The organism is Armatimonadota bacterium (assembly GCA_031459765.1).
GTDB classification, from domain to species: domain Bacteria; phylum Sysuimicrobiota; class Sysuimicrobiia; order Sysuimicrobiales; family Kaftiobacteriaceae; genus Kaftiobacterium; species Kaftiobacterium secundum.
Genome location: JAVKHY010000012.1, coordinates 20,454 through 33,051, shown reverse-complemented (window position 1 = coordinate 33,051; position 12,598 = coordinate 20,454). Strand labels below are relative to the sequence as shown.

Genomic DNA, 12,598 nt, shown 5'->3' with positions numbered 1-12,598 from the left:
CGATGCCGATCCTGGAGGTGGAGCACCTGACGAAGTTCTTCGGCGGTTTCCGCGCCGTGGCCGACCTGTCCTTTGCCGTCGAGGACGGCGAGATCCTCGGCCTGGTCGGCCCCAACGGCGCGGGCAAGACCACGACCTTCAACCTGATCACCGGCTTCCTGACGCCCACCGCCGGACGGATCCGCTTCCGCGGCGAGGACATCACCCACCGGCCGCCCTACGAGCGGGCGCAGCGGGGGCTGGTGCGCACCTTCCAGAACACCACGGTGTTCGCCACCCTCACCGTCGAGGACAACATCCGCCTCGGGTGTTTCCGGCGGCTGCCCCGCGGGATGCGCCCCATCCTGCTCGGGCTCTCCGCCGCGGAGGAGACCGCCCTGCAGGCCCGGGTGGACGAGCTCGTCGCCTTTACCGGCCTCGAAGCCGTCCGGCACACGGCGGCCGAAGACCTCTCCTACGGCGACCAGCGGACCCTGGAGATCGCCGTCGCCCTGGGGGCCGAACCGCGCCTGCTGCTGCTGGACGAACCCTTCGCCGGCATGAATCGCGCCGAAGCGGACCGCTGCATGGATCTCATCCACCGGACGCGGGCCCAGGGCGTGACCGTCCTGCTGGTGGACCACCATATGGACACCCTGATGCGCCACTGCCACCGGCTGGTCGTCCTGCACCACGGGGAGAAGCTGGCCGAAGGGCCGCCCGAGGTGATCCGGACCGATGCCAGGGTCATCGCCACCTACCTGGGCGGGGGCCCCGATGCTTGAGCTCCAGGGGGTGGCCACCTACTACGGCAAGATCCCCGCCCTGCGGGAGATCTCCCTGCAGGTCGGCCGGGGCGAGATCGTCGCCCTCATCGGGGCCAACGGCGCCGGCAAGACCACCACCCTGCGGACCATCTCGGGACTGCTGCATCCGCGGGCGGGCCGAATCGTCTTCAAGGGGCAGGACATTACGCGCTGGCCGCCCGACCGCATCGTCCGGGGCGGCATCGCCCACTGTCCGGAGGGCCGCCAGATCTTCGCCGAGATGACCGTGCAGGAGAATCTGGAGATGGGAGCCTACACGCGGGGAGGCGGCATCGCCCCCGCGCTGGCGCGGGTGTTCGCGCTCTTCCCCGTGCTTCAGGAACGCCGCGGACAGCGCGCCGGCAGCCTCTCCGGCGGGGAGCAGCAGATGCTGGCCATCGGCCGGGCTCTGATGTCGGCCCCGGAACTCGTCCTCTTCGACGAACCCTCCCTGGGGCTGGCCCCGGTCCTCGTCCGGGAAGTGGCCCGCTCGATCCGCGAGCTGAACCGCGCCGGCACCACCGTCCTGCTCGTGGAGCAGAACGCGCAGCTGGCCTTCACGGTGGCGCACCGCGGCTACGTCCTGGAGAACGGCCGCATCGCCCTGGAAGGCGCCATCGCCGCCCTGGCCGGGGACGAACGGGTCAGGCGGGCGTACCTCGGCGGCTGAGGAGGATCCGGATGCGTGATCCGCTGGAAGTGGTCCGACGCTACCTGAAAGCGTGCGAGGAGCGGCATCTGGAAGAGGCACAGCGGTATCTGGCCCCCGGGGCCGTCCTGGTGTTTCCCGGCGGACGGTACACCTCGGTCGCGGAGATGGCGGCCGGGGCGGCGCGGCGGTACCGGTGGGCGAAAAAGGCCGACGACGCCTGGGACGTCGCCGTGCGGCCGGACGGGACGGCGGTCGTCGTCACCACGGGCACGCTGTACGGCGAGAACCTCCACGGCGTTCCCTTCGAGGGCGTCCGCTACATCGACCGCTTCGTGGTGCGCGGGGAACGGATCCTCCGCCAGGAGGTCTGGAACGACCTGGACGCCTCCGGCGTCCTCCACCGCCGCGCGTCGGAGGGCCGGACGGGCGAAGACTAACCGGGCGGGTCCGCCTCCGCCCCGTCCAGCAGGGCCATCTCCTCCGCGGTGAGCGACCACCCCAGCGCGCCGGCGTTCTCCCGGGCCTGCGCACCTGTCTTGGCCCCGGGGATCGGCAGGGCGCCCTTTGCGATGCACCAGTTCAGGGCCACCTGCGCCTGGGTTTTGCCGCGCGCCAGGGCAATCTCGCGCAGCACCCGCAGAAGCGGCGCGTGCCGCAGGAAGAACTGCCGGGAGTAGCGCCGCCCGCGCAGCCCGGGCGGAGGCCGATCGGGACCGTACTTTCCCGTGAGCGCGCCTTTGGCCAGCGGCCCCCAGGCGATGAGCGTGACGCCGAGCTCCCGGCAGGTCTCCCGCAGGCCGTTGTGCAGCGGCCGGCGGTCCACCAGGCTCAGCTTCACCTGGTTGCTGGCCAGAGCAATTCCCCGGCGGGCCAGGGCCTCGTGGGCCCGGCGCAGGTGGCCCACGGGATAGTTGCAGACGCCGACCGCGCGGATCAGACCCGCCTCGTAGGCGTCGGCCATCGCCGCCATCCAGGTTTCGACGGGCACCGGCGGAAACGGCCAGTGCATCTGGTAGAGGTCCACCGCGGGCAGACCGAGCCGGGTCAGGCTGCGCCGGAGCGCTTGGCGCAGCGAGGAACCCGTCAGGCGGTACGGGAAGGGCATGAACTTCGTGGCCACGACGACGGAGGCCTGGGTGCGGCGGATGCACTCCCCGAGGAATCGCTCCGAGCGGCCGCCGGCGTACACTTCGGCGGTGTCGAAGAAGGTGAGCCCGGCCCGGAGGCTGGCCTCGAAGGCCTCGTAGATGTCGCCCGCGGTGAAGTCCTTCCCGAATCCCCAGTACACGCGGTCGCCCCACGGCCAGGTGCCGACGCCGAGGGCGGCGATGCGCGGTCCGCCGGGGCCGAGCGTGATCGTCTGTCTGCCGCCGGTGGTGTCGTCCATCGAGGGCGGTCCTTCGCCGCCCGACGGTGCTCCCCTCCGGTCCCATGCCCCCGGGGAGCGAGACAAAAAAGCTTCCTCACCCCCGGCGGGAGAATCCGGATGGCGGGCGAAGTGGAAGGGTCACCGGAAAGGATGGGGCGATGGCCCTGAGCAGGACACGACCCGTTGTCGGGGAAGAGAGGGCAGTCCGCCTGACCCTGCAGATCCTGGGGCGCCTGTTTGCGCCGCGGGAGTTCCCCGTGCGGCTGTGGACCGGCGCCACGCTGCCGGCGGACCACCCGGCGGAGGGCAGGGAGGCCCGCTTCACGCTGGTCCTCGCCCACCCCGGCGCGCTGCGGCGCATGCTCCTGCCCCCGACGGACCTGACCCTCGGCGAAGCCTACGTCCGCGGGGATTTCGAGATCGAGGGCAGCCTGGAAGACGCGGTCGCCGCCGCGGTGAACGCGACCTCCACCCGTCCCGTCGTGGACTGGCTCGCGGCGGCGGCGATGGCGCGCCTGCTGCCGGACACCGCCGCCTCCGGAACGATCCCCCCAAGGGCCCGCCTGCGGGGACGGCGACATTCCCAGCACCGCGACGCCGTCGCCGTGCGACACCACTATGATCTCGGCAACGACTTCTTCGCCCTGTGGCTGGACCGCCGCATGGTCTACTCCTGCGCCTACTTCCCCACAGGGACCGAGACCCTGGATGCCGCGCAGGAGGCGAAACTGGAGCACATCTGCCGCAAGCTGCGCCTGCGGCCGGGCGAGCGCCTGCTGGACATCGGCTGCGGCTGGGGCGGCCTGGTGCTCTACGCCGCAAAGCGCTACCATGTGCAGGCCGTCGGCGTCACGCTCAGCGAGCCGCAGGCGCGCTACGGCCAGGCGCGCCTGGCCGCCGCCGGACTGACGCAGCGCGCCGAGATCAGGGTGTGCGATTATCGCCAGGTCCGCGACCCGCCCTTTGACAAGCTGGTCAGCATCGGCATGTTTGAGCACGTCGGACGCCGTCATTTGCCCGAGTATTTCCGCTGCGCCTGGAACGCGCTCCGCCCGGGCGGGTTGTTCCTGAACCACGGCATCACGGGGCGGCCGCGGCCGTCGGTATGGAAGCGCTTCGGGCCGGGCAGATCCTTCATGCAGGCGCACATCTTCCCGGACGGGGAGCTCGAACCCGTCAGCGAAAGCCTCCGGGCGGCCGAAGCCGTGGGGTTTGAGGTCCGGGACGTCGAAAACCTGCGAGAGCACTACGCGCGGACTTTGCGCCTGTGGCTGGCGAACCTGGAGGCGCACCGGGACCGCGCCGAGGCCCTGATCGGCAGGGGACGCTACCGCCTGTGGCGGCTGTACCTGGCCGCCTCCGCGCAGGGCTTTACCGCCGGACGCACCGGCGTCTGTCAGGCACTACTGGCACGGCCGGACGCTTCCGGTACCGTGACTCTACCCTGGAGCAGAGGAGACCTCTATACGCGATGAACATCCCCGCGATTCCCAGACTGACCCTGAACCCGCATCGCTACTACGTCGCCGAGCTGCGGCGGCGGCTGCCGGCGTATGTCTTCGACCCCGTCCCCCAGCGCGCGCTGTGGATGATCGTCTACGGCTCCGCCGCCATTGCCGGGATCGCCGCCGTGGCCTTCCTCCGGATGCCGGTCTACCTGGCGCTGGCCATCGCCATCGGCATCGGCATCGCCTTCAGCGCGCTGGAGCTGCTGGGCCACGAGATCGTGCACGGCGCGATCATCCGGCGGCCCTGGCTGCGCGACCTGCTGGCCGGCCTCTGCTTCCTTCCCGTCACCGTCTCGCCGATGATGTGGCGGCTGTGGCACAACCTGGAACACCACGGACACACCCAGATCCACGACAAGGATCCGGACGCCTACAGCACTTTCGACGAATACCTGCGGCGGCCGGGGCTGCGGCTGCTTCACCGCATCGTGCCGGTGCGCAGCGTCTTCTTCTTCGTCCTGCTCAGCGCCTGGTTCACCGTGCACAGCCTGACCTCGCTGCGCCGGACGCTGGCCGACCGCTACCCGCGTCCGATCAAGGCACGGGTCGTGGTGGAGACCGCCTTCGGCATGGCCTTCTGGGCCCTGCTGGCCTGGCTGCTGGGCTGGGATCGCTTCGCCTACGCCTTCGTCATCCCGCTGCTGGTGAACAACTTCATCGTCATGTCCATGATCGCCACGAACCACCTCCTCAACCCCCTGCTGGAGGAGGACGACCCGCTGGCCGGCTCGCTCTCCCTGCAGATGCCGAAGCTGCTCAACATCCTCTTCTCGAACTTCAGCCACCACACCGAGCACCACGTCTTCCCGGCGATGAGCGCGCGCTTCCTCCCCCACGTGCGGCGGCTGATCAAGCACCTCTGGCCGGACCGCTACCACGAACTCCCGTACCTCACCGCGCTCGGACTGCTCTGGAAGACGCCCCGCCTGTATCTGGACAACGTGCGGGTCATCGATCCGGCCACCCGGCAGCGGTACGGCGTGCTGGGGCACGGGCTCGACCCGCAGCGCGTCGCACCGCTGGAGTGACCGCGCCGGCGCGACCGGCTGCTGGAAAGCTGCGGGGTGCCCTTCGCCGCCTTCGACGGAGGGCACCCCGCCCTACTTCCCGGCAGGAATCCCGCAGGCCATAGCGAACACCAGTTCGACCAATCTGCCTACCACTTTGGAGGGCGCCGGTGACCCTGCGTCAGATCCTCGACCGCCTCTTCCACGATCCCCATCGCTCGTCCCGGATCGCCGCCTGGCGGGAGATCCCCGCCCGGCCGCCGCGGTACGTCCCGTTCCCGGAGGGCCTAGACCCGGCGCTGGTCTCCGCCCTCCGCCGTCGGGGGATCGAGCAGCTCTACGCGCACCAGGGCGAGGCCTACGACGCGGTGCGCGGCGGGGCCCACATCGCCGTTGTCACGCCCACCGCCAGCGGCAAGACGCTGTGCTACAACCTCCCGGTCCTGGAGCGCATCCTGCGCGAGCCCGAGACGCGCGCGCTCTACCTCTTCCCGACCAAGGCGCTCTCCGCCGACCAGGTGGACGAGCTGCAGGGGCTGGTGGGCCTGCTGGGCCGGGAGATCAAGACCTTCACCTACGACGGCGACACCCCGGCCTCGGCGCGCCGCGCCATCCGCGCCGCCGGCCACATCGTGGTCACCAATCCCGACATGTTGCACACCGCGATCCTGCCCCACCACACCAAGTGGCTGCGGCTGTTCGAGAACCTGCGCTACGTCGTGATCGACGAGCTGCACCAGTACCGCGGCGTCTTCGGCAGCCATGTGGCCAACGTGCTGCGCCGGCTGCGGCGGATCTGCGCCTTCTACGGCAGCCGCCCCCAGTTCATCGGCACCAGCGCCACGATCGGCAACCCGCGGGAGCACGCCGAGCGTCTCATCGGCGCGCCGGTCACCCTCATCGACCGGACCGGCGCCCCCGGCGGCGAGAAGGTCATCGCCTTCATCAACCCGCCGCTGGTGAACCGCGAACTCGGCATCCGCCGCGACACCCTGATGGAAGTGCGGGACCTGGCCGCCGACCTGATCCACGGCGGCATCCCGACCATCGTCTTCGGCCGCAGCCGCCTCGCCGCGGAACTGCTCACGACGTACCTGAAGGATTTGGCCCGCGACCACGGCCGCGACCCCGACGCGATCCAGGGCTACCGCGCCGGCTACCTCCCCGGCGAGCGGCGGGCCATCGAACGGGGACTGCGGGAGGGTACGGTCCAGGTCGTGGCGGCGACCAACGCGCTGGAGCTGGGGATCGACATCGGCCAGCTCGGCGCGGCCATCCTGGCCGGCTACCCCGGCACGATCGCCTCGACCTGGCAGCAGATGGGCCGGGCCGGACGGGGCCGCGACCTGTCCGCGGCGTTCCTGGTGGCCACGAGCGATCCCCTCGACCAGTACATCGTGCGCCACCCCGAGTACTTCTTCGAGCACTCGCCGGAGCAGGCGCTGATCAACCCCGACAACCCGCTGGTGCTGACCAGTCACCTGAAGTGCGCCGCCTTCGAACTGCCCCTGGGGGTGGACGAACCCTACGGCGCGGAGCCCCCGGTCGGAATCCTGCAGGCCCTGGCCGCGCAGAAGATCGTGCACTGCGACGGACGGCGCTGGCACTACATCGCCGAGCGCTTCCCCGCCGAGGAGGTGAGCCTGCGCTCGGCCTCCACCGAGAACGTCGTCATTATCGACGAAACCGCGCCGAAACCCGAGGTCGTCGGCGAGGTGGATCTGGCCTCGGCGCCGGCCCTGGTGCACGAGGATGCCATCTACCTCCACCTCGGCCGGCAGTATCACGTGGAGCGGCTGGACTGGGAACAGCGCCGGGCGCACGTCAAACAGGTGGACGTGGACTACTACACCGACGCCGAGATCGCCGTCGGTATCCACGTCCTGCGGGAGGACGGCGCCGTCCGCGACCTGCTGCCGCGGGCCCACGGCGACGTGGCGGTGACCTTCCGGCCGACGATCTTCAAGAAGCTCAAACTCTTCACCCAGGAGAACATCGGCTGGGGCCGGATCGCCCTCCCCGAGACGACGATGCACACCACCGCCGCCTGGTGGGTGCTGCCGCCGGCGCTCGCCGGAGGATGGGCCAATCCGCGCCTGCAGGGGGCGCTGGCCGCCCTCTCCCACGCGTTGTTGAACATCGCGCCGCTGTATCTGATGGCCGACCCGAACGACCTCGGCCGGGTCTACGAGATCCGCTCCCCGCACACCGGTCATCCCACGATCTACCTCTATGAGCGCGTCCCCGGCGGGGTGGGCCTCGCCGAGCGGATGTTCCGCCTGCACGACGAGCTGGTGCGCGCGGCGATCGAGCTCGTCGACGGTTGCGCCTGCGACCGCGGGTGCCCCTCCTGTGTGGGGCCGGTCCTCGAAGTGGGCGATACCGGCAAGGCCGACGCCGTGGAGATCCTGCGCGCCTCCCGTAGGCCCGCGACGGCCGCCGCCGGGGAATGACCGTGGCCCTCCCCGCGATCTCCCGCCTCCGCCCCGCTGCCCCACCGGCTTTCGAGGTGCGCCGCCGCGCGTGGCCGGTCGATCACGTGCACGGCCGTCTCCCGCTGGAGGCCGCCGCCCGGATCGGCCGCGTCGTCGGCCCGCCGGGGGAGCGCATCGCCTGGCTCGACACCGAGACCACGGGCCTGGCCGGGGGCACCGGTACCTATGTCTTCCTGGTCGGGATCGGACAGTTCGACGACGGGGAGTTCGTCGTCACCCACTACTTCCTGCGGGATCTGGGCGGGGAGCGGGAGATGCTGGAGGCCGTCCTGGAGGGTCTGGCGCCGTGCGACGCGCTGGTCACCTTCAACGGCGCCCGCTTCGACCTGCCGCTGCTGCAGACCCGCTTCCTGCTCTCGCGGCTGCGCTGCGACCTCGAGGCGCGCCACCACCTCGACCTGATGACGCTGGCCCGCCGGCTGTGGCACCGACGCCTCGGCGGCTACAGCCTGGCCCTGCTGGAGCAACGCATCCTGCAGGTGGACCGGGTCGACGATGTGGCAGGGTGGATGATCCCCTCGCTCTATGTGCAGTACCTCCAGACCGGCGACCCGGAGGTCGTGGAACCGGTCTTCGCCCACAACGCGGCCGACCTGCTGTCTCTGCTCTCCCTCCACGGAATGGCCGGAGAGGTGCTGACGCAGCCGCAACGGATCCCTGCGGCGGTGGACTGGGCGGGACTGGGGGCGCTGCTGGACGCGCGCGGCGAGCCCGGCAAGGCGGCGGACTGCTACCGCCGGGCGCTGCTCGACGAGGACCAGCCGGCGCCGCGGCGGCGGGTCGTCACGGCGCTGGCCCGCCACTACCGGCGCACCGGACGGCTCGGGGACCTGCTGGATCTCTGGGAGGGAGAGCTGCAGGCGGGCCGGCTCCCCCGCTGGCTGGTCCTGGAGCGGCTGGCCATGATCTGGGAGTGGGAACTGGGCGACGCCTCTCGCGCCCTCCTCCACACCGAGCAGGCCCTGGCCCATCTCGACGGCGCGGCCCCGGCCCGGCCGCGCCTGCTGCACCGCCGCGCGCGCCTGCTGCGCAAAGGCGGGGCATAGCCCGCCCCGGTCATCCCTACGCCGTCGGTCTTGCCCTCCTGAGACTACCTGGCTATGATAGCCATGTCTGACGGAGGGCGGCCGTGCGCGCGGTGAATATCGCCGAACTGAAGAACAGGCTGAGCGCCTACCTCGATCGGGTCCGGGAAGGGGAGGAGATCCTCATCCGTGACCGACGCAGGCCCATTGCGAAAATCGTTCCCCTGACCGGCCAGGACCGGGGTCTGGAAGAAGAGGCCCTGGTCGCCGCCGGCCTGCTTCGACCCGCGGATGCTCCGCTCACCGCCAGCTTCTGGAAGCTCCCCATGCCCCGCGCTCCGGCCCGGCGGGTCGCCATGGCGGTCAGGTGGGCCAGAGGAAGACCCTGATGCCGTTCCAGCTGGCTGCGGCCTTGGTCTGGTGCCGGGAACGTCCCCGCGGTCGGTCCTTCGTCTGCCTCGACCGCGCCCTGGCCCTCGCCGCGGGCACGCTGGGATTCGCCGTGGTGCGCATCAGGCCGTACTGAAGGGCGGGTACTCGTCGCGCAGCAGCAGGACGTAGGCCCCGACCCGGAAGCTCCAGCGAAGGAGACCCACCAGGAAGTCGAACAGCCCCCGCGGGAACCGGCCGGTGAAGAGGATGGCGAACCAGGCGATGAGCCAGGCGAAGATGCCGACGACGTAGAGCACGGCCAGGACAACGTAGTGGGGCAGCGCCAGCAGCCACTTGACGAAGATCATCCAGCGCGAGAGCTGCTGCGGGTAGTCTACCTCGAAGGTCACCGGCGGGTAGCAGCCGGCCTCCCAGTCGAAGGGCGGGTAGTCGTCGGAGAAGAGCCCGAAGTAGGCGACGACGTTCGCCGCCCAGCGCGCGGCCTTGACGTAGAACTGGAACAGCGTCGGCGGGTATCGCCGCGTGAACAGGATGGCGAAGAAGGCCAGGAGGGTGATCGCGCCCTGGAAGTTCCCCAGGGCGTTGAGGATCAGAAAGTGGGGGATGGCCAGGAGCCACTTCACAAAGATGAGCCCGCGCGACAGACGCGCGGGGTACTGCACGTCGAACCGCAGCGGGTAGGCCGCCGGCGCCGCTGCCGCCTGCGTCGCCATGTCGTCCCCTCCTCGATGTTTTCCGCGTTCTTCGGATTTCCCGGGGGTGGAACCTTCAAAGTCGGAGACGGGCCAGGCGCCGACGGAGGGCGGCGTCGGCGACGACGCCGGCCCGCTCCAGCGCCATCACCACCGCGCCGACGACGGGCGCAGACTCCGGAGGGGAGAGGACGGCGCGCGGGACGATGCGGCGCAGGGCGCGGCGCATCGGATCGCGCACCAGCGGCCCGGCAGAGAACACTCCGCCGACGGTGTACACGGGAAAGGGGGCCCGCGTCATCCGCAGGCGCCTGGCCACGGCGGCGGCCAGAGCGGCCAGGGAGTAACCCGCTTCAGCCAGGATGGACCGCGCCACGGGATCGCCGGAGCGCGCCGCGGCGACGACCAGCGGAGCCAGCGAGGCCAGCAGCGGGCGGCCTCCCCCTTCGCCGTACACCCGGCGGCGGATCGCGGACCACGACCCCAGGCGCCGCCGGATCAGGGCGGCCAGACGCGTCTTCGGGCCGCGCCCGTCCTGGCTCCTCAGTGCCGCCCGCAGCGCCGCCTGCCCGACGGCCACGCCCCCGCCTGCGTCGTCGATCAGAAAGCCGTAGCCACCGGCGCGAGCCCTCTTCCCCCGCCGGTTCCGGCCGAGGGCCACCGACCCCGTCCCGGCGATGACCACGACCCCCGGGCGGCCGGTGCCGGCCCCGGCCAGGGCGATCTCGGCATCCCAGGTGGCGACGACAACCCTGGCCCGGGTCAACCCTTGGATCATGCGGACGGCAGCGCGAGACTCCGCGGACCCCGGCTCCAGCCCCGTCAACCCCGCCACGACGGCGTCCGGAGGACGGCCGAGCCGGGCCCGTTGTGTGGCCCGGCCGATCGCTTCTTTTAGGGCGACCCGGGTGCGGCGGCGTCCGGAAGGACGAAAGAGGTGGTCGATGGGGCCGCCGCGGCCGACGCCGAGCACGCGCCCCGCGCCGTCGGCGATGACGCAGGTCGTGGAAGAGGCGCCGGCGTCGATCCCCGCGACGATGACGCCGGTCATGGCCGGCATCCCTCCATCCTTGTGGGGGCGCTCATCCCTGCGCGCGCTCACCGGCGCGATCGGGCGATTGCCTCGACGAAACGCCGGGTGAGGTCGAGGGCATCGGTGATGGCCCGGCCGACGACGACCGCAAACGCCCCGGCCCGAAAGGCGGCCACCACCTGCTCCGGCGTGCGGTAGCGCCCCTCAGCCACGACCGGGACGCGCAGCGCGCGCGCCAGTTCCGCGACCAGGTCGAGGTCGGGCTCCTCGGGGACCGGCCCGCCGGTGTAGCCGGCCAGGGTCGTGGCCACAAGGTCGGCGCCCAGCGCCTCGGCCCGCCGGCCCTCCTCGAGCGTCGAGATATCGGCCATCACGGGCTTTCCAAGTTCCCGCCTGATCCGCGGGATCAGCTCCTCGACCTCGCTCCCGCCGCTCCGGGGACGCGCCGTCGCGTCGAGGGCGATGATGTCGGCCCCCGCCGCGGCCACGGCCGCGGCGTCGGCGACGGTCGGCGTGATGTAGACCGCCGTCCCCGGCGTCCAGACCTTGCGGATGCCGATGATCGGGAGGTCCACCGCCTCCCGCACGGCGCGGATGTCCGCCTCGCCGTTGATCCGCAGCCCGGCCGCGCCGCCGACCTCGGCCGCCCGCGCCAGCGCCCTGATCACGACGCTGTCGTGCAGCGGATGTCCGGCCCGGGCCTGGCAGGAGACGATCAGCCCGCCCCGCAGCCGCGCCAGGAGTCCGGCCGCGCCGGCGTCGGCGTCCGTCATCCCTTCACCGCGCCGGCGGTGAGGCCCCGGATGAAGTGCTGGGAGAGCACGGCGTACAGCGCCACGACGGGCACCGCGGCCAGGGTGAGCCCGGCGAAGAGCGTCGCCCAGTCGGTGTAGTACTGGCCGAAGAAGGCCGTCATCCCCAGGGGCAGCGTCTTCCACCGGTCGCTCTGGATGAAGACCAGCGGGAAGAAGAAGTCGTTCCAGACCGGGATGAGGTTGTACACCGTGACGATGACCAGCGCCGGCCGCACCAGGGGGAGCATGATCCGGCGGAAGATCAGCCACTCGCCGGCGCCGTCGATCCGGGCCGCGCTGTCCAGGTCCCCGGGCAGCGCGCGGAAGAAGCCGGTGAGGATGAAGACGGCACTGGGCAGCCCCGAGGCGGCGTAGATCAGGATCAGCGACCACAGGGTGTCCAGCAGGCGCAGGTCGCGCATCAGGATGAACAGCGGGATGATGCCCAGGCGGACCGGCAGCATCAGCCCGCTCAGGAAATACAGATAGAGGAGGTCGCCGCCGCCGAAGCGGAAGCGCCCCAGGGCGTAGCCGGCCATGGCCCCGAAGGCCAGGATGATCAGGATCGAGGCGGCGGTGACCAGGAGGCTGTTGCGGAAGTACAGGGCGAAGTGCGCCTCCACCCAGACCCGGCCGAAGTTCTCCAACCGCCAGACCACCGGGAGCCCGAAGGGGTTCTGGAAGATTTCCCGCGTGGACTTGAAGGCGGAGAGGGTCATGATCACCATCGGGGCCAGCACGAGGACGGCGTTGGCCAACAGGACGGCCTGGATCGCCGGGGCCCACCCCCGCGGTCGCCCCGGCCCCTCCCGTCCGGCGCCGCCCCAGGCCGGCGGCGGGCTCAC

The 12,598-nt window shown here is 71.3% G+C and carries 14 protein-coding genes; 9 read left to right on the top strand and 5 right to left on the bottom strand.

Annotation, left to right across the window (positions count from 1 at the left end):
- Nucleotides 1-2 precede the first annotated feature (2 nt).
- The 3 genes from QN141_11880 to QN141_11870 are packed head-to-tail and all read left to right on the top strand — an operon-like array spanning nucleotide 3 to nucleotide 1,874.
- Nucleotides 3-764, top strand: coding sequence for an ABC transporter ATP-binding protein (locus QN141_11880; GenBank protein ID MDR7559175.1), 762 nt, complete (start codon nucleotides 3-5; stop codon nucleotides 762-764).
- A complete protein-coding gene (locus QN141_11875) occupies nucleotides 757-1,455 on the top strand; it encodes an ABC transporter ATP-binding protein (protein MDR7559174.1) in 699 nt (232 codons plus the stop codon). The genes QN141_11880 and QN141_11875 overlap by 8 nt, the downstream gene beginning before the upstream one ends.
- Nucleotides 1,456-1,466: 11 nt before the next feature.
- Nucleotides 1,467-1,874: a nuclear transport factor 2 family protein gene (locus QN141_11870; protein MDR7559173.1), complete on the top strand. Its 408-nt coding sequence runs from the start codon at nucleotides 1,467-1,469 to the stop codon at nucleotides 1,872-1,874.
- Here the strand turns inward: QN141_11870 and QN141_11865 are convergent.
- A complete protein-coding gene (locus QN141_11865) occupies nucleotides 1,871-2,824 on the bottom strand; it encodes an aldo/keto reductase (protein ID MDR7559172.1) in 954 nt (317 codons plus the stop codon). The two genes, QN141_11870 and QN141_11865, sit on opposite strands and share 4 nt — an antisense overlap.
- Nucleotides 2,825-2,964: 140 nt before the next feature.
- Here QN141_11865 and QN141_11860 point away from each other — a divergent pair, with 140 nt between their 5' ends.
- From QN141_11860 to QN141_11835, 6 genes are all read left to right on the top strand, one after another.
- On the top strand, nucleotides 2,965-4,281 hold the full coding sequence (locus QN141_11860; GenBank protein MDR7559171.1) for a cyclopropane-fatty-acyl-phospholipid synthase family protein: 1,317 nt from the start codon (nucleotides 2,965-2,967) through the stop codon (nucleotides 4,279-4,281).
- A complete protein-coding gene (locus QN141_11855; GenBank protein MDR7559170.1) occupies nucleotides 4,278-5,342 on the top strand; it encodes a fatty acid desaturase in 1,065 nt (354 codons plus the stop codon). The genes QN141_11860 and QN141_11855 overlap by 4 nt, the downstream gene beginning before the upstream one ends.
- 149 nt (nucleotides 5,343-5,491) lie before the next feature.
- Nucleotides 5,492-7,774, top strand: coding sequence for a DEAD/DEAH box helicase (locus tag QN141_11850; protein ID MDR7559169.1), 2,283 nt, complete (start codon nucleotides 5,492-5,494; stop codon nucleotides 7,772-7,774).
- A 56-nt stretch (nucleotides 7,775-7,830) separates the two neighbouring features.
- Nucleotides 7,831-8,862, top strand: a complete 1,032-nt coding sequence (locus QN141_11845) for a tetratricopeptide repeat protein (GenBank protein ID MDR7559168.1) — start codon at nucleotides 7,831-7,833, stop codon at nucleotides 8,860-8,862.
- Nucleotides 8,863-8,945: 83 nt separating this feature from the next.
- Complete coding sequence (locus tag QN141_11840; GenBank protein MDR7559167.1) at nucleotides 8,946-9,230, top strand: type II toxin-antitoxin system prevent-host-death family antitoxin; 285 nt, start codon at nucleotides 8,946-8,948, stop codon at nucleotides 9,228-9,230.
- On the top strand, nucleotides 9,230-9,367 hold the full coding sequence (locus tag QN141_11835) for a hypothetical protein (protein MDR7559166.1): 138 nt from the start codon (nucleotides 9,230-9,232) through the stop codon (nucleotides 9,365-9,367). Before QN141_11840 ends, QN141_11835 begins: the two co-directional genes overlap by 1 nt.
- Here QN141_11835 and QN141_11830 read toward each other — a convergent pair.
- Genes QN141_11830 through QN141_11815 form a run of 4 tightly spaced genes read right to left on the bottom strand, consistent with a single transcriptional unit; the run spans nucleotide 9,354 to nucleotide 12,598 of the window.
- Entirely contained in the window at nucleotides 9,354-9,947 is a 594-nt protein-coding gene (locus QN141_11830; protein ID MDR7559165.1) for a DUF4389 domain-containing protein, read from the bottom strand. The genes QN141_11835 and QN141_11830 overlap by 14 nt on opposite strands.
- Before the next feature lie 55 nt (nucleotides 9,948-10,002).
- Entirely contained in the window at nucleotides 10,003-10,986 is a 984-nt protein-coding gene (locus QN141_11825; protein MDR7559164.1) for a BadF/BadG/BcrA/BcrD ATPase family protein, read from the bottom strand.
- Nucleotides 10,987-11,024: 38 nt separating this feature from the next.
- Nucleotides 11,025-11,732 carry an N-acetylmannosamine-6-phosphate 2-epimerase gene (locus QN141_11820; protein ID MDR7559163.1) on the bottom strand — a complete coding sequence of 236 codons (708 nt, stop codon included), beginning with the start codon at nucleotides 11,730-11,732 and terminating at the stop codon, nucleotides 11,025-11,027.
- Entirely contained in the window at nucleotides 11,729-12,598 is an 870-nt protein-coding gene (locus QN141_11815; protein ID MDR7559162.1) for a carbohydrate ABC transporter permease, read from the bottom strand. The genes QN141_11820 and QN141_11815 overlap by 4 nt, the downstream gene beginning before the upstream one ends.